Origin of the sequence: Micromonospora sp. NPDC005172, from assembly GCF_040608555.1 — a bacterium.
In the GTDB taxonomy this organism is placed as follows: domain Bacteria; phylum Actinomycetota; class Actinomycetes; order Mycobacteriales; family Micromonosporaceae; genus Micromonospora.
This window is the reverse complement of sequence record NZ_JBEXIL010000006.1, coordinates 21,964-40,752: the sequence shown is the minus strand read 5'-3', so window position 1 is coordinate 40,752 and position 18,789 is coordinate 21,964. Positions and strand designations below refer to the sequence as shown.

The window sequence follows — 18,789 nt, the reverse complement described above, 5'->3', positions numbered from 1 at the left end:
CGGGTTGGCGTGGATGGGCCTCCGACGGTCGGGCAGGGCGCTTCCCGGCTTGCTGGGGACGTGCACCCGTCGGGCGGGCCGGGCGTTCCCCGGGTTGGCGTGGATGGGCCTCCGACGGTCGGGCAGGGCGCTTCCCGGCTTGCTGGGGACGTGCACCCGTCGGGCGGGCCGGGCGTTCCCCGGGTCGGCGTGGATGGGCCTCCGACGGTCGGGCAGGGCGCTTCCCGGCTTGCTGGGGACGTGCACCCGTCGGGCGGGCCGGGCGTTCCCCGGGTTGGTGCGGACGGGCACCCGGCGGTCGGGTCGGGCACCCGGGTCGGTGTCGACGGGCCTCCGACCGTAGGGCCGGGCGTTCCCCGGGTTGGTGTGGACGGCCCCTCGGCAGTGGGGCCGGGTGCTGCTCGGGCTGGTGTGGACACGCCCGCGACGGCCAGCCCCGGTAGTTTCCGGGCGGGTGCTCCGGAGGTTTCGTCGAGCACACGGATGCCTCCGGTCGGAGACCAGGTCGGCCCGGCAGGCCCTCGAGGCGTCCTGGATGGGCCGCCGACCACTGGCTCGGCTGGTGCGCGGATGGCTCCTCCGGATGTGGCCACCTCGCCGCACGGGGCTCAGCCGACCGGCGGTCCAGCACGAGAGGCTGCCGCGACGGCCAGGCCGGGAACGGGCCGGGTCGGCGATCCACCGCGTACGGCCAGCGGGGAGGCGCCGTTCTCCGGCAGTCGTACCCTGGGTGGGTCTGACGAGGTGGTGGTTTCACCGCCGCGCGACGCGGTGGTCGCCGGGCCGAGTGTCGGCGTCAGCCCGCACTCGGTCGGCGCACCCCCCACGCTGCCACGGGCGGCCGTGGGGCACAGTGAGCCGCCCACCGCGATCACCGTCTCGGCGGCCGACGCGCTCAAGGTGCCGCGTGCCGATCCGTCCCTGCCGGGCAAGCTGCCGGCGGTCTCGGCGCCGGTGCCCAAGCCGTCCGTCACCACCGCGCGGGCGGTGGGTTCCGAATCGTTCTCCGCTGCCGGTGTGGGTGCTCGCGAGGTACCCACGCCGTCCACGGCGGGCGGTGTCTCGCGGGTGACGGATGGCGCGCCTGCGGCCTCGGGCGCGAGGTCGGGTACGCCGGCGGTTGCGCCGCGGTCACCGGAGGCCGGTCGCCCGACCGGCGGCGAACCGGTCCGCAGCGCTCCGATCGATCGGTCCGAGATCCGGTCCGACGCGGGTGGTGCCCGCCCGGCGCGCGGGGAGTTGGACACGGTCGCCCGCAACCTGTCCGACCGTCATACCGAGCTGGTCTCCGCCAAGGCCGAGCGGGCCGAGCGGATTCCCGATCCGAAGGAGGCGGCGGCGTCGCGACGGGTCGCGTCGATGGCCGAAGCGCGCACGCAGTTCATGTCGTCGGTCCGCGAGGGTATGGCCGCGCAGTTCGGGCCGCACGCCGGTCGGATGGCTGGCCAGAACCTGCAGACCCTGGAGCGCTTCGCCGCGTACTTCGCGAGCGAGGCCGGTGTGGCCAAGGAACTCCCCGCGATCCGGACGATGATCGGCAGGGACTTCTCGGCGACGATCCAGGGTGAGATGGCCGGAGCCGTCAAGACGGTGGCGGCTGACATCGTCCGGCGGGCCGGCCTTCCCCCGTCCAGGTTCGAACCCCTGGTCAATCGCCTGGGCAGCACCAACCGCGCAGAGTTCACGCAGGCGATGGACGACTTCCGCAACGCCATTCGGGACCACCGGACCGAACAGGCGCGCGGTGGGCGGTACGACGTCGCGAGTGACCGGCCGACGACCCTCGACCAGGCGCGGACGAAGTTCGACGCGGACGCGAGTGTGACCGCGGCCCGGGATGCCCGGGCCGCGGCCGGCGAGCGGAGCGACCCGCAGTTGACGCGTGCGGCTGACGACGCGGCCCAGGTCATGCGGCAGGTCGAGACCGAGGCACGGAACTGGGCCGCCGCCCGCGACAAGGAGTTCACCAGTCTCGGCAAGGGCCTCGGTAAACAGTTCGCCGAGGAGCGCTATGCGACGGCCTACGTGCAGCGAGAGCAGCGCGTCGAGTACCGGCCGGGCCAGAATCCGGCGCGGTCGCTCGACGACGCGGTCGCGCACATCAATAAGCGGTGGGAAGCGGCTGTCGACAGTGCGTCGACCGTCCAACGCTTCCGACCGGACGCGGATGCGGCGTTCAACGCCGAGGTGCGGGCCACGCGCGACATCGCCGGTCTGACCAAGGTGGCGGGGGCGCCCCGGCTGCGCTCCCTGGAGTCGTTGCCCGAGAAGGAGGCGGCCGAGTGGCGGGCGTCGTTCCGTAACGCCGTCGACAACGAGTTCGAGCGCGTCTGGCGGCCGGTCTACGAGGCGGGCCACGGGCCCGGCAGCGCCCGATTCCAGGCCACCGAGCAGGTCTGGGCAGCCCGATTCCAGGGCATGCGCGAGCAGCTACGGGTCGACGGCTTCGCGTACCACGAATTCCAACGCGTGGTCGACGACATCGCGGAGGCCAGGGCCGACCTCGCCTTCCGCGGTGGCTCCGCCGGCGACGTCAGCCGAGCCCTCCAGGTGATTCGCGAGAAGTACCACACCGAGATCGGCGACCTGGTGCGCGGGATCGGCCGCCGAGGGCCGGACCTGGCCCGGTGGGACGACCTGACGGTCCGGATGCAGACCGAGGTACGTCGAGCTTTCACCCCGGAGGCGGCCGCCGGGCGTCGACCTGTCGAGTCCGAGCGGGTCGATGGCGACCCGTTCACCGAGCAACGGCCCGTGCCCGACGGCTCGCCTGCGTCCGCGCTCCACCCTGATCTGGTGGCTGTACGCGACCAGGCGATCCGGGACTTCGCCAGCCTGGATCCGCTGTCGCAGGCGAAGCTGCCGAAGAGCATGCTGGACCGCCTCGAGGCGACCTACGTCCACGAGCGGCTGACGGCGTACGACGGGATCATGCACACCGGCGACGCTCGGGTTCCCGTCCAGGTTCTCCATGATCTGCGGGTCGAGGCCCGGTCTGCGGCCGGCGACCCGGGAGCGTCGGTCACGCGTCGCGCACCCGAATCGTGGACCGAGCATCGTCGGCAGATCAGCGAACTGTTGAACGGACGCGGACTGGCGGTGACCCCGACGTCCGGCGGTCTGGTCGTCCACGTCGACGCCGCCCAGGCGGTCGCGGACAGCGCCGTCGTGCGGGCCACCAGAGAGCTGGGGGAGTTGCCCGACGGCCTCCGGATCGTGGCCGGTCCGGGTGTACGGCCCGAGGTGGACCTTGCCGGCCTGGGTCCACTGGCCCGGGACGGCGTGGTGCTGTACGCGCCGTTCCTCGACGACAGCGCGCTGGTGGGGGTCGCGCGGAGCACCGGGTTGCCCGTCTCCTTCCGGAGCCGCCCGGCACCCGGTGACGCCGTCGCCCATCCGGTGGACGCCGCCGGCGTCGCCACGCTGCAACACCTCGCCGTCGAATGGCGTTCCGGGGTGCCGGCCGTGGACGCGCCGTTCGGGCTGACCCCCGGAGCCCGGCCCGGCCTGTACCGGCTCAGCGAGGGCTGGACGCTCGAATCGCACTCGTGGGGCGTGTGGGCACGTCCGCCGGAGGTGGCGGTCATCGACGCGTTCCGTACCCGGCTCGGTGAGCTCAACGGCGACACGCCTGTGGTGGTGGGTGCGTCCGGAAATCACGTCCCGGACGCGGTGGTCAGCGAGATCCACCACCTGGTGGATCGGCTGCCGGCAGGTCAACGGCCCGGCGTCACCTGGCTCAGTCGTCCGGGGGCCCACGAGACCATCGAGCAATTGGTCGACGGTTCCGCCGACCCGACCACGCTGACCCGCACCCAGAAGTACGGGGACGCGTTCGACCTCGCCGAGACCCGGCGGCTGGTGGGGGAGCAGGCCGGCCGCGACTTCAGGGCGGTCGAGCCGAACGTCGACCTGCCGTCGTCGGCAGCCGTGGACAAGCTGCTGCGGGCGTACGAGGCGGACGCCGAGGCGCTCATCACCAAGTACCTGGGCGGCCGCGACGGTTGGCACGGGCACGCCGACGCAGTGGGCTTCAGCCGCGAGTACGACGAACTCCGGTCCACGCTGTCGGGGCGTTTCGACGCCCAGGTGCGCTGGGAGACGCGGGCCAGCGAGGTCCGCCGTGCCGTCGAGGAGGCGTTCCACCGCGACGCGGGCCTGCGTGACCGGGCCGCATTGCTCTCGCAGGCCGGTCCGGCGCAGACGGGTGAGCACATCACCGCGTTCTGGGAACGCTTCTCCCCGACGGCGGCCAAGGCGATCGACGACCTGGCCAAGGGCGGCTCGCACGCGGACCTCGCGGCCGCCGTCGACGCCCGAATCACCAGCCTGGCAACGGATGCGGAACTGCGCGTCGACACGTACCTGACGGGCAACTCGGCGCTGACGAAGGGAATCGCGAAGAGCCACGCCATCGGTGACGAGATGCGACCCGGTGGCAACGCCATCGCGGACGAGATCGTCGCCACGCTGTCCAGCCAGACCCGGCATGCCTTCGACAAGGCGTTCGGGCCGGACGGCGTGTTCGGGGTGGAGCGGTGGAAGCCGGAATCCATCTTCGCCGGGTCCGCCGAGGCGCGGCAACTGGAGGACGTCTTCGCCCCGGAGCACCTGGCCTCCGTCGAGAAGCGGGTGCGGGGCGCCTTCGAGTCGCTGCTGCGCATCGACCCGAACATCGAGGGCTCGGTCGGCCTGCCCGCTCGCCTGACCGCCGCCCATCACGCGTCTGCACGGTTGGAGCAGGCCGCCGCCGCCCGGGCCGAGGTGCGGAAGGCTGCCGGGCTACGACCTGATCTGACCCCGCAACAGTTGGCGCGGTTTGAGGACGATCTGATCGCCCGGCTCGACGACGGCCTGCACACCAGCAGCCCTCGAGACGAGGTCGACGGCGCCGCGCCGCGTGGCGCGGCATCACCGGCCGAGGCAAGGGCGCGCTTCGACGAGTTGACCGGCGACCGTCTCGCCACCGAGCTGGACGTGCTGGCCGAGCCGCACACGGTGCGTTTCACCCGGGACACCCTCCTGCTTCGTCTGGACGACGTGGCAGGCCCGCTCGACAGCGCGAGTCTCAACCGGCTCGGCACACGGCTCTCCGCCGAGGTTCGGCGCGCTTTCGACGAAATCCATACCCCGGGCCGCCCACCTGAGCAGGCGCACGAGGCGTGGGCACGCAAGGTGGACGAGATCCGCGCCGGCTTGTCGAGCCGGGTGGAAGCCGAACTGGATTCGCTGGGCAACCTCAAGAGTGCGGCCCAGGAGTTCCACATCATCGAGAGGTTCGCAGCATCTCGTGCCGGGGCGCCGCTGCGTTCCGATGTGGTCGCCGACCTGGCCGCCGCGCATCGCGCCGATTTCATGGCCGCTCGCGCCCGCAATCTGCGGATCGACTCCGAGCGGACCACCTGGCTCGCTGACGAACATCTCACGGGGGACCAGTACGGCAGCCACCTCGCCGACCTGCGGCGGGATTCGTGGGCAATCGACCTTCAGTGGCGCCTCGACGGCGATCTGCGCGCCGCGGTGGACCGCATCGGCGTGCGGGGCGTCGAGCGGGCCGAGCCCGAGGCCGCCGCCGCGGCCATTCGGCGATCCTTCGCCGACGAGATGCACGGAGCGCGATACAGCGACAACTTCACCAGCGTATGGCAGAAGCGGTACCAGAGCCTGAGCGATTCGGTCGACACGCAGTTGACGGTCGTCATGATGGAACGCCGGATCAAGGACGTCGCGGACGACTTCCTTGCACCGCATGCCGGCGAACTTCCCGACACGGAGCTGCGTCGCCTCGGCGAGGTGGTCAGCAAGGAACTCGGCGCGGCGTTGCGCCGAGAGATCCCGCACCTACCGTCCTCCCTCGGTTCCGCCGAGCAGCAAGCGTTGCTGCGTGAGATTCGCCCGGCGGTGCCGGCCGATGTGAACCGGACGCTCCTCGCGGAGGGGATCAGCAAGCCGGTCCGCAAGCTGGTGTCGGACACCGTGCGGTGGACGGCCGACAAGCTCTCGGGTCCCGGCAGAGTGCCGACGTCGGCGGAGGCGGGCTTCGCCGGTGAGGTGAAGCGGGCCCTCGCGCAGCTCGACGAGTCGATCGCCGAGGTGCTGAGTCGACCGACACCGGCCCTCACCGACGCCTCGCGGGCCGCCTCGGCTGCCGCCGTACGGGCCGAGGTGCTCGCAGAGCTGAACGGATTGCACCAGCGGAACTGGAAGTTCGACCGAGGTCCCTGGGAGCGCCAGTTCGACGACACGGTGCGGGACATCGGTAGGCGAATCGATTCACAGCCGTTGCGTCAGGAGACCGAGCACCTTCTCGTCGCCAGTCTCGACCACGACGTGCCGGAAGCACTTGCCGCGCTGAGCCGCAACTCGGTCAGCATCGGGGCGTTGGCGGCGGCGGGGGAAGCCTTCACGAACGCGGTGACCACCGAGTTCCGGAGGTTCGCGGCTACCCCCACGTTCACCCTCACCCAGGTGCACCAGTGGAACGCGCAGTACGGCCAACTGATCGGGTCGTTCGACTCGTGGGTGACCACCCACCTCATCGGTCAACGGATCGAACAGCTCGTGCACCGGCACCTGCGCCCGGAGCCGGGCACGACCACCGAGGTCGACGCCGACCGGCTGGCCCACGTCCGGCAGCGGCTGCAGCAGGTGGTCACGGACACTCTCGCGCCGTACCTGACCACGGCGGGGCACGCCACCCTGCCGCCCTCGATGGGTGCGCAGGAACAGGTGCGGCTCGCTGGTGACATCGGCAAGCGGCTGGACGAGGTGGCCAGTGCCGAGGGTGTGGCCCCACTGAGCGAGAAGATCGTCGACTCACTGCGTCAACATCCCGTGTCCGCCCGGACCGGGGCGGGCCTGGCTGCCGAGCGTGCGGCGCTGACCCGTCAGGTTGAGGAGCGCTTGCAGGGCGTCCTTTCGGCCCACGAGCCGGACCCGGTGGTGACGGAGGCTCGTTTGGCCCTCGTCGACCGGGTGCGGCAACGCTTCGACGCACTGGCAGAGAACAGCTTGGCGTTCGACCGTAAGGCGCTGGCGAGCAAGGTGGACGACGACCTGGCCGGGGCTGGGGAGTTCGTGGCGGAATACGTCCGCCGGGCCGAGGGCCGGACCGCCGTACACCGTCGTGTCGCTGAGGCCCTGCGCGACCTTCCACCCCCGTCGATGAGAACCGTCACGCAGTTCACGGCTGCGGTCATCCAGGAGTTCGACCGGATTCATCCGGTCGACGGCCGGTACGGCGAAGCGGAAGCCGCAGCGTGGCACGCCCGCCTCGACGGCATGGTCGGGCGGTTCGAGTCCTGGCTGGTCACTCACTCGGTTGGTGTCCGGGCCGTCGAGAGGGCCGAGAACGCCGAGCAGGCTGCCGCGGTGCGCCAGGCGCTACGGCCGTACCTCGACCTGTCGTCGACGTCCCCGTTGCCGGCCTCGATGGGTCCGCGCGAACAGGAGGTGCTCGGCCGCTCCCTGCTCGCCGACGCGACCCAGGATGAGCGCGACGCGTTCGCCGAGGAGTTGCGCACGACGCCGGTACCGACCCGGCCGGGGAACGATTTCGCCACCCGGCGGGCCCAGATCGAGGAGCGTCTGGACATCGCGCTCGCCCAGACGAGGGCCGCGATCAAGAACCAGGCCCGGTACCAGGGTACGAAGGCTGCCCGGCATCGCTGGGGGAGCGGACCGTTCGGCATCGAGGCGGGGCGTGTCGTACTCCGGCACCTCGGCGCCGCGATCGAGGAGCACCGAAGGGAGATTCTGGCCGCCGCCGACGCGGGTTTCGAGCAGGATTGGAGGTTCGCGCCGTCCTTCGACATCACCTACGCGATCGCCACGTCGACGAGCGCGGTGACCTCCCGCATGATCCGGGCGTACGCCCTGGACGAGTTGCAGTCAGAACTCGCTGTGGACGTCGTCGGGCCTGCCGCCGCCGCGTTCCGCACGGCCGTGCTCCGACAAATCACCGCCAGCGCTCCTGCCGGGAAGGAGTTCGGCGCCACCCAGTACGACGCGTGGCAACGGGAGTACCGGCAGCTCATCACACGCTCCCAGGCATGGCAGACCATCCGTCTGCTGGCAGACCGAGCTCATCAGCTCGCGGCCGGCCGCGGCGCGCAGAACAAGCGCTCGCGCCGGTTCGCCGCCGCGATCGAAAAGATCGTCACGCCGTACCTCGACCTCGGATCCCGCCACCGGGTCAGCCCGGCGCGGTCCCTCGGCCGGAACGAGCAGGAGCGCCTGGTCGACGAGCTTGCCAGGGTCATTCCGGCGCGGGCCGCGGAGAAGTTGAGGAGGATGGTGCACCGCGACCTGGTGGCCTCCGACCCAACGTGGGCGAACTCGTACCACCCCACGGATTTCGCGCACGAGTGGATCCAACTCGACAAACGGCTGCAGTCCGAGGTGCCCGGTACGGACGAGGCGCGCATGGCGTTCCGGGAGGACCAACTCCGCCGCTTCGACGCCGCCAACGAGGCGGACTGGAACTTCGACCGGGCGGCCTGGAGCGTTGAGCTCGAGCAACGGCTGGCGGCGAAGGACGACTGGATCGGGTCCCGGGAGCGCCGGGCCGAGGCTAGGACGGACTTCGGCAACGCCCTCGACAAGGCACTGGAAACCGCGCTGGAGAAGCTGCCTGGCGTGGCGACCACGCTGGCGATTGGCCTTACCGGGCCGTCACGCCTGGTATCCGCGGTACGGGCCGCCGGGGAGTTCCGGCAGGCGGCCATGAACGAGTTCGACGCCACCTACCCGCCGGGGTCTCGCTTCGCCGACGAGCAGACTGGTGAGTGGCAGCGGAGGCTCGACGTGTTGACCAGCCGGATCAACGGCTGGCTCGCCATCTGGCAGGTCGGCAGCCGGATCGTCCAGGGCCTGCGCGAAACCGCCGCCGCCGCCCACGGCGTCGACGAGGCGGATCAGGGTCCTGTGGGCCAGACGGTTGATCGGCTGGTCCGTCACATCGGGAACGCGATGGACGCGCACCTTTCGCTCAGGTCCAAGCGGTACCTCCCGTCCGTGCTCACGCCTCAGGAACAGGCCGACTTCGCCGCGTACCTGGTCGGGCACGTCAGCACCAAGGACCTCGCAGAGGTCGGGTTCGACGGCGATGTGGGCGAGGCTGCGCGGCAGTGGCTGCGCACCGATCCGGTAGCCGTGCCGCCCGGTGACGACCTCGCAAGTAGCAGGGTTCAGCTCCAGGAACGTCTGGACCAGATCCCCGGTGACCCCGCTGCCGTGGCGGCGCTTCGGGAGGACGTGCTGGGTGAATTCGACACGGCACACGCGCGGTGGTGGAACCTCGACGTCGAGGCGTGGCCAACGCGGCTCACGACCCGGCTGGAGGACGCGCCGGCATGGCTCGACGCGTACTCCAGGTGGACCGAGACCCGGGCGGGCATCGCGACCGCGCTACGACCGCAACTCGACGCGGCGAAGGCGCGGTCGGGTCTGACCACGGACGAGGCCGCCGTCGCCGCCGACGCGTTCGTCGACGCGGTCATCGAGGACTTCGACCGGCGATACCCCTCGCACACCGTCTTCGCAGCGGACCAGCAGACGTGGTGGACCAACCGCGTCGGCAAGATCCTGCCCCGTCTGGACGCGTGGCTCGCCGTGCGGACCATCGCCGAGCGGGCTCGGGATCTCGCGCCGACTGTCGATGCTCAGGCGGTGGACAAGGTCCTGCGGCCGTACCTCGACGTCGCCGTGATCGAGGACCTGCCCGCCGGGTTCGGTCCGGCCGAGCGTGACGCGCTCGTCGAACGGATCGTTCGACTTGTCGTCCGCAGTACGGACGCTGCGGTCGTGGATTCGTTCCGCAACCAGGTGCCAGCCCGGGAGGGAGTGGGCTTCGCGGCCGAGCGCGCGGCCCTGGACGAACGCGTGTCGGACCTGCTGCGGGACCACGGGGCGGAATCCGAGGTGGACGCCGCTGCAGAGGCCGCCGCGGCGGCGTTCCGGGCGCAGGTGTTGTCCGACCTCGACGCCAGGTTCGCCCGTGACTGGAACTTCGACCGGGGGCGTTGGCGGCAGGAGTACGACGCCACCGTCAGTGGAAGCAAGCGTTGGCTGGACGACTGGGCGGCGGGCGACCGGATGCGGAGCGCCGACCGTGACGCGCTGGAACGGACGCTCGACGACAACAACCCCGGCCGGCATTCCCGGGAGCTGATTCTCGGAGCCTTCGATCGGCTGTACAACAGCCGCAGCGGCTCCGCGTCTTCCATCGGCCAGGCCCGCAAACGCTGGGAGGCCGAGCAGAGCCGGATCCTCGACGGCCTGCCCGAGTACCGGCAGCGTACCGAGCTGACCAGCAGGCTGACGGACGATGTCGGCGCCGTGGTGGCCGACCAGCACGCGCGCTGGCGGGAGGCCGATGTCGCCGACTGGGAACTCGACCAGTTGGCCGAACTCGGGCAACGTCTGGTTGCGGGGCTTGCCGCGGCACGGCTGGCCGGAGCCCTTCCCGGGCACCACTCCACCCTTCCGGTGGCGGACCTTGCCCAACAGCTCAAACGTACCGTCGGCGCTTGGGCCGACGAGGGCCGGATCAGTCCGGCGGTGCGTACGCTCGCCGCCAGCCTGCGTGCCGCGCTGATCGGCGAGGTGCGTGACGCCCTGGGCGACCCCGAACCGACACCGGAGGCCTCGGCCCCCGCCGTTGCGCGGTTGACCCCGCCCGACTTCGCCGATGGTTTCCGGCGTCGGGTGCTGGGGATGACCGCCGGGCCACTTGGAGAGCCGCACGCGGAGATGGAGCGGGACTTCGTCCGCGAGGCGGAGCGGATCTTCGACCGGCCGGCCAGCAGCGTGTCGGAGGCGTCGGCACGCGCCGACTATCACGATCTGATCCTGCGGTTCCGGCAACAGGAGCCCTTCTACGAGCGGGTCGTCGCGTTCCGACGCAGGTCCGGGGACGTGGCCGAGGTACGCGCGCGGTGGGACGGCGGGAACCCGCAGCTCGTCGACCAGGTGGTCGCGGAGTTCGAGCAGGGCGTACGACGGCTGGCCGGCCAGGCCTGGTCCGCCGCCCAGTACGAGGCGTCCCGGGTCGACGCCGCCGCCGAGATCTTCGAGCGCCAGCACGCCGTGCTGATCGACGCCGCCGACCGGCGGATGACCGAGATCCGCGAGGCGGAGGAGCTGCGGGCGCGCGCCGACGAGCTGATCACGACGCAACTGCGCGACTTCGAGAACGAGCACGGAAATCTCGACCCGCAGGCGCGCATGATCGCCCGCTACGCCGCGCAGACCCTCGTGGTGCCCGCCCATCGCGATCTGGGCGCCGACGCGGTGCAGGCGCTGCACGGGCAGTTCCGCCTTGCCGGCGCGTACAGCCGGTTCCTGGCCGACCTCCCCGCCGGCGCCCCGCAGGCCGTGCGGCGCGACGGACTGGAGGCGTACGCCCGGCTGATCGGCGGGCCTGCCGACTCGGCGGATCACCTCGAACGGGTGCTGGCGTCCCTCGCCGCCCAGGCCCGGCGGCAGGCGGTCGCCGAGGTGGTCGACCCGATCCCCGAGCACCGGACAGTCCCGACAGGCGACGAGCGCACGCCCGCCCGCGACCAGAGGACCGAGGCCCGTAGGGAGGAGAAGCGGCGGGCGCGTGCGGACGAGCTGATCGAGATGTATCTGCGCGTCTCCGAGGTCAAGGACGGTGACCTCGACCCGCAGGCGCGGGAATTGGCGTACGACGCCGCGCGGGCCCAGGTGGTGACGACGGGTCACGAACACCACGCCGACGCGATGCAGGTGTTGCGGAGGCTGACTCCCCTCGCCCACGAATACACCCGTTTCGTGGCCGACCTTCCGGACGGAGCGCCGGAGGCCGTGCGGCGCGAAGGACTGGAGGCGTACACCCGGCGCCTGACCGACCCCGCCGACTCGGGGGATCAGCTCGCAGGGGAGCTGGCGGTCCTCGTCGACCAGGCCCGACAGCCGATCCTCGACGAACGGATGGCTGTCCGGGCGTCCGACCCGGACCGGCTGGGCCGAGCGCTCAGGACGGTGCCGGCGGGCGAGGAGCGGACGGCGCTCGAAGGCTTCCTCCGCTCCCGGGTGAACCAGGCGAGCGCGGAGTTGGCCCATCGCGTCCGGATCGCGGCCACCGGTGCCCGCTTCGCGCCGGACCGGGTCGGCGCTGCCCTCGATGAGTTCGGCGCCGATCTGGACCGGGCCGCCCTGGACTGGGCGAACAACGCGGCCCTGCGGGCGTTGGCAAGGAGGCCCGAAGGGCGCGAGTTCCTGCAGCGGCCCAGTATGGGCAGGCTGGACACCATTCTGTCGTCCCTCGCCCGGGACGCCACCCCAGACGCGTTGGCCACCCTGCCGTCGCTGCTCGCCGCGCTGCCCGCGATGGGCGTCGATATGGCGGTCGTGCGTAGTCTTCTGCTCGACGTCGCACAGTTCCTGGAGGGCGACGCCGCTGCTTACGATGCGGCCTTCAAGCGGGCTGCCTTCGTGCGGGTGCGGTCCCGGGGCGCGCTCATGGAGTTCGTCATGGCGCTGCACGTCCTCAACCCCCGGATGATCGAGGACCCCCGGATGATCGAGCTGGGTAACCGGATCATGGACTGTTAGTCGCCGGTGGACGTCGGGTGTCCCTCACACGAGGACTACGGGACGCTCCCTGAACCGCTGCAACCTCGGAGTATGGCGGAAGACGGCATGGACGGGCTGCTGCGGCAGGCCCAGGAACTGCAGCACCAGATCGCCTCCGTACGGGACCAGATGGCGGTCCTCGAGGTCACCGGCACCGCCGCAGGGGGCGCGGTCGCCGTCACGATGACCCCGACGGGCGAGGTCAGAAGCCTGCGCATCGACGACGAGATCGTGGCCGCCGGCCGCGCGGAGGTCGAGGACACGGTCCTGCTGGCGTTGCGGGACGCGGCCGCTCAGCTCCGCGAGCAGGCCACCGAGCGAATGGCGGGCCTTCAGGACGTGCTTCGTTCCACAGGTCGGTTCTAGAGCCCGCCGAGATCGAGGAGAACCTGATGGAAGAGCAGTACGAGTTCGAGCCGGTCCGCCGGGCGGAGCTGGTCCGGGCAGGCATCGAGGTCCCACCGGTGGTGGACTTGACCGGACCACCCTCGGCGCTGATCGAGGCGGCGGTCGACGAGGTGGACGAGGCGGCCCGGTCGGCGGTGGCCGAGCTGCCCGGGGCGGTGGCACTGTGGCGGGCGTGGCGCACCGGTCCCGGCCCGGACGTGACTCGGGTCCTGCTCATCGAGGTGGACCGGCCCGACGATGACCCGTCCGAGTTCCGCAGCCGCCTTGCAGAGGCCACGGCATCCGACAACGGCACCCTGGTCGAGCTGGTGGGGACCGACGCGGAGGCATCGCCGTATCAGCGGCAGATCCGGCGCGGCGCGGCGCTGCTGTGGGCTGCCGAGGCCGGGGAAGGCATGCGGATCGCGCGGGCCTTCGATGTGGTGGATCCGGTCACTGGCCCGGGGTTCGCCCCGGAACACGAGCGGCTTGACGAAACTGAACGCGACGCCGTGCTGCGCTACCTCGAGGATGCTCCGCTGCTGCTCACCTCGACCGAGCGGATGATCGACGTGGTGGACCCCGAGCGCGGCAACGTCGTTCCGTTGGATCACCGCACCGATGGGGTGTGGGTATGGACCGACAGCGTTCCGTACTACCTGCGTCACCACGAGCTGGCGCCCGACCCGGAGTTCCTGGCGGCGATCCGGGCCGGCAACTACCTGCTTTCCCCGGTCACCGACATCGGTCGGCACCGCGCGTTGGCCGAGCTGTTCCGGCCGGTCGACGTCGCACCGGCGTGGTCGGTCTGACCCGTCGGTGAGCGGAAGGCGTCGGGCCCGCGTCGGGCCCGGCGCCTTCCGCCGTACGTGGTCAGGGCTGGATCAGCAGTTCAGAACGCCCGCCGACAACAGGCGAAGCTCGTCGGTGTGGTTCTTCATGGCGGGTTGCAGGCCGGTGATGGCGTCGACCCACTGCTTCTTCTGCTCGACGGTGAGCTTGCCTCTGTTGGCCGCGATGAAACTCTGGGCGTTCTCGAACTCGCCAGCCTTGATGTCGCCGAGCACGGTGAGCACCGAGACCGAGATGTCGGTGACACCGACGGCTTCGACCATCGCTCCCAGTCGCTCGGTGGTGAGGCCACCGTCGACAGGCATGTTGAGCTGACCGGTGGTCTCCAGCCGGCCCACGGAGTCGAGCAGCACCTTGGGCCGTAGCGCCTCGTCCGCGTCCGCGTAGTCGAAGACGATGTCCGCCTGACCGACCGCGCCCAGCTCGAGCACCGGAGCGAAGATGCCCAGCTCCGGCTGACCGGGCACCCGCTCGATCATCTTTTCGACCTGGGTCCGGGCCGCTGTCATCCGCTCGGCCGACCACTGCTCTTCGAGTCGGTGGAAGACCTCGCGACTCACGGTGAGGTCGGGTGCCCAGATCAGCTCGCCAAGGGCGTCGTCGACCCGAGTGACGGCCTCGGTCGGCCGGGCCAGCCTGGCCGCCGCGTCCAGGACGCCGGCGGTGATCCTCTCCCAGATGTCGCTGGAGTTCTCAGAGCCACCCTCCCGCAGCCGGGTGGCCACCTTCCAGCGGTGATCCACCTGGAGGCCACCCAACCCCGAGCCGTCGGTCTTGTTCAGGGTCGGATGCAGGACTGTCGCCCCGTACCTGGCCACCACGTCGAGCAGGTCGAGGTCGGCCCTGCCGCGGCTGACCACTACGGGCAGTTGCTCACGTTGGGCGAACTGTTCGAGCAGGTTGTTCAACGCGGCGACGTCCTTGGCGAGCGCGGCCTCGCCGGGTCCCGGAGCGCCCAGCAGGATCACCGGGTGCTCGGCATCCGCCGCCTCGGCCAGCTGGTTGATGAGCCGCTGCGGCGCATGCCTGCTGTTCGAGGAGATGACGTGCACGTCACCGTGTTCGGTGACACCGTGGGCCAGCCGCAGTCGCCAAGTCGGTGGACCAACCGCCTCGGTGGGCATGACCGGCTGTTCGGTGGCAGTGGCCGCTTGTCGGTCTGCGCTGTCGAACAGGCGTTGAATACGCGCGGGGTCGGGTAGGCCGAGGGCGGTCAGGTCGGTGACGGCCGGGAGGTCGGCCCCCGTCAACAGATTTCCGTCGTCGGCGGTGAGAGCCACGCCGGTCTCGACTCGGGCGCGCGACAGCCTCGGGCCGTGCTGCACGACCATCGGCGTACGGCCTGACACCTGTCCGTCGGCGGAGGCGTCGCGGATCTCCCGGAAGCCGCCGGAGACAAGACGGAACCGGCCGTCGTCGCCGAGCACCGTCGGTGAGATCACCACCTCGGTCAGGTCGCTCGCAATGCCAGGTACGACCTGTGCGACCCCGCCAGCGGCCAGCACCCGTCTGTTTCCGGCGGGTAGCAGGGTGAACAGGCGGGTGGCGAAATCATCCAGTGCCGTGGCGCCGGCCCGGGTTACGGCCAGATCGCAGATGACGGCGACGATATCGCGACCAGCGGAGTTCGGGTCGGCGACGATCAGGTCGCGCAGTTGTTCGTCCGTGATGAGCTGGCCGTCGATCACCGGTCCGGCGGCGGTGCCGTCGATGAACACCGGGTACTCGTTGTCGCCGGCCCGGAACTCGCGTGCCGCGTCGATGAGGTGCTGCTGATCCCGGCCGAGCAGGTAGAGACCGGGCTGATCGCCGGGGAGGTAGACGGCGACGTCCTGCGGCGAGGCGTGCACCCCGCTGGGTGCGACGGTAGCGGCATATCTCCGTGCCCGTGCCCTCTCGGCGTAGCGATCCGTGTAGTGGGTGTCGAACGACTCCGGATCGGGAGCGAGAACCGGTATCGGAACCGGCTGCAGCACCGGATGTCGCAAACGGGGCAGGAGGTGTGCATGGACCTGCTCGCGACCGTACGCGTAGAGATCCCTCGGTGTGTCAGTTACGAAGGTGTAGGCCCTGGTTACCGCGTTCATCTCCGCGATGTACCGCCCCGCCCGCACGGCGGTGGGGTACAGGGGCCACGGATCCACCACGAGCGCGTTCGGGTGTCCCAGTGGGCCGAGCACGAGGAAGACGTGAGCGCGAAGCTGGCCCCGATCGACGACGTTGCCGTACACGAGCGTGATCGGGACGCCAACCATGTCCGGCCTGGCGAAGAGTTCGGCGAGCGCCACGGCCGCGTGTTCGTCGCAGAGGCCGGTGCGAAAGTAAGCGGCCATGAAGGCTTTGGTGCTCTGGAACCGGAGCGGGTCGGTGTCGTTCGGAATCTTTCGGTACACGGGTGCCCGAACGTGGTGGACCAAGGCGACCGCGCCATCGTTGTAGCGCGCGATGATCTCGTCGTTGTTGGCTGGGCCGTAGCTGAGCTTCTCCCGTACCCGTCTGATGACGCCCTCGGCGACCCCGTGTGAGGTGTCGAGCCAGGCCCTTTCCCAGGCGAGACCGGCTTCGACGGCGGCGATCTGGGTTTCCAGATTGGTGGCGGAAGCCATCACTTGGGTGGCCTGCGTTGTCAGCCTGGTGTCGAGTTCGTGGAGAATGGTCGTCAGAGCGGTCAGAGCGCCTTGCGGCCCACGGAAGTGAGCGAGCAGGCTGTTGAGCACACCACTCTCCTGGGGGGTGCGGTAGTGACCCTGCGCGGAGAGGTGCAAATACTGGATGATCTGGTCGAAGGTCGGTAGGTGCTGGGGATGAACGTGCGGGCGTAGCCCAGGCAGTCGAACGCGCTGGTTCAGGTCCCTGCCGATATGCGCTACCACGTGCCGCGCCTGGCCGGCCGCGTCATTGAGCTCTCTGGTCCGCGTCCAGAGGCCGTCTCGGGCCGACTTGGCGCGTTGCACCAGGTCGGCACGGACCCTCTCGATATCGTCCGCTCTGAGGCGCTCGAAGACGTTGGCTGACATCTTTGCCGGGTCGGAGTGCTGAAGTGCGTCGGCCGCGTGGAACAGCATGCCGGCGTGCGCCAGCGCGCGGTCACCTGCCTGCGTGGCCCACGTGACGATGGCCTCCGCCGCGTTGGCCGCAGCGGTACGGGCAACCTCAACCCCCTGGTACGCCTGGGCGAATGTGTAGGAAAACGGCACACCGACCGCGGTCGAGTCGACGGCTGTGCCGATGCCGGTCAATTCCCGCACCGTCTCGGTCGTCGGCGCCTCGTCACCGGTGAGCACCGCACCGGATGCGTCGGTGAGGCGTACACCGTCTCCCCCGCGTGTCCTGGAGAGTGCGGGCCCGTGCTGGGTGACCACTGGGACGCGTGCCGGGGTCGTGGTGGCCAGGGCATCAGCGCCGGTATAGGTGCGGATGCCGCCAGCGACGAGCCGGAACTGGCCGTCGGGGGTGAGGTCCGTGCTGGTGACGAGCACCTCGGTGAGTTCGTCGGACTCAACCGGTCTAGGTTGGACCCAGGCGGTGCCCCCCATCGCCACGATGCGGGGGTACTCGCGTGGCAACGCCGCGAACAACGCGGCGGCGAAATCATCGACGATTGTGGTCGACGAGGCCGCGTCACACTGCACAAGGATGATGGTCCTGCCCCGGGACAGGGGGTCGGCAGCGATGAGATCGCGTAGCTGCTCGGCCGTGACCAGCCGGCCCCCGACGACCGGGCCGGCCGGGGTGCCGTGCACGAACACCGGATATTCGGTCGAGTCCGCCCGGAAGTTCTGGGCGGCGTCGATCTGCGCGGTCTGGTCGGGATCGAGCAGTAGGAGGCCGCCTCGGCCGGCCAGGTAGACCGCCGCCGCCGTCACATCCGGGTGCACTGCCGGCACGGCACCGGCGAACGGCTCCCGCAGGACGGCGGCGGCGTCCAGCTCCGCCGAGACGATGGCCGGGCCGACCTCGATCGTGGCTGGGTGGCGCGGCAGGGTTGCGGCCTGCGCGCCCGTGGGAGTGTCACGCAGCAGGGCGACACCATCGGGTGAGCGCACTGCCAGCAAGTCCTCGGGTGCGTCGATGCCGGCCTGGGTGACCCGCACCCGCGTCGCGTGTCCGACCGCCAGGTTCGCCAGATCGCGCCAGAGCCCCTTGATCCCGCCCTCGACGGTCCGGAACTCGCCGGCCGCCACCTCCGTCAGGTCGATACCGGCGAAGCGGGCGTCGACGATGGGTAGCGGCAGGCCAAGCTCGACCCGGTCACCAGCCAGGCGGACCTGGCCGGGCATCGGTGGTCCCGGGACGATCCGACCGAGGTCGTGACCGAGTTCGGCGGCGGAGTGCTCGGCGACGAGATGCGTCGCCGGCAGCACCAGCACGTACTCCGCGGTGGCTGGTTCGGCGGGAATCCCGTGGGCGTCGATCGGCAGCACTCGGTCACTGGTCGAGCCTGCCAACGTGTTGCCGGGTACGCGGACCGGTAGTCGCAGCGCGTCGGCGCGGGTGATCGCCGCGTCCAGATCCAAGTCCGCGGCGACCGACATCGGCGGGGCGTCCACCGCGCGGGCGAGCACGCCCAGCGGTTGTGCCAGCAGAGCCTGCGCGGTCATCTCGGGGGCGGTCGCCCCCGAGATCGAATGGATCAGGTGCAGGCCAGCCACTGGCTCGGCGAGACGCACCTCGGGTGGGAGGGCGGTCTTGTCCACGCTCAGGTACTGACCGGATCGCACCCACGTGGTGACGAACTCGAGACAATCCACATCTGCGCCGTCCGCCACGCATGCCTCCGAACACCAGGAAATTTCAGCCTCCCAGTAGGGGACGGAACGGCCGTAGTCCTCATGTGTGGGACACGACGTCCCTGCCCGGCTCCGATTTCTCGCCTGTTGCGGACTGAACCCGGAACCCCTCCCGTCCGTTGTGCGGACACGACGTATCACGCCCCGCCACCGAGGGAGC

The 18,789-nt window shown here is 70.6% G+C and carries 4 protein-coding genes and 1 pseudogene; 3 read left to right on the top strand and 2 right to left on the bottom strand.

Annotation, left to right across the window (positions count from 1 at the left end; all coding sequences use genetic code 11):
• Positions 1 to 291, bottom strand: a pseudogene (locus ABZV06_RS05870) (hypothetical protein); the annotation flags it as partial.
• A 279-nt stretch (positions 292 to 570) separates the two neighbouring features.
• Here ABZV06_RS05870 and ABZV06_RS05865 point away from each other — a divergent pair.
• The 3 genes from ABZV06_RS05865 (at position 571) to ABZV06_RS05855 (ending at position 13,799) form a co-directional block, all read left to right on the top strand.
• A complete protein-coding gene (locus ABZV06_RS05865; protein WP_355618992.1) occupies positions 571 to 12,579 on the top strand; it encodes a hypothetical protein in 12,009 nt (4,002 codons plus the stop codon).
• 72 nt (positions 12,580 to 12,651) lie between these two features.
• Positions 12,652 to 12,966: a YbaB/EbfC family nucleoid-associated protein gene (locus tag ABZV06_RS05860; RefSeq protein WP_355240665.1), complete on the top strand. Its 315-nt coding sequence runs from the start codon at positions 12,652 to 12,654 to the stop codon at positions 12,964 to 12,966.
• 26 nt (positions 12,967 to 12,992) lie between these two features.
• Positions 12,993 to 13,799, top strand: a complete 807-nt coding sequence (locus ABZV06_RS05855) for a hypothetical protein (RefSeq protein ID WP_355240668.1) — start codon at positions 12,993 to 12,995, stop codon at positions 13,797 to 13,799.
• Between the two features lie 72 nt (positions 13,800 to 13,871).
• Here ABZV06_RS05855 and ABZV06_RS05850 read toward each other — a convergent pair whose 3' ends face one another.
• The gene (locus ABZV06_RS05850) at positions 13,872 to 18,770 is read right to left on the bottom strand and encodes a hypothetical protein (protein ID WP_355618990.1); all 4,899 of its coding nucleotides are present in this window, start codon (positions 18,768 to 18,770) and stop codon (positions 13,872 to 13,874) included.
• Positions 18,771 to 18,789 lie beyond the last annotated feature (19 nt).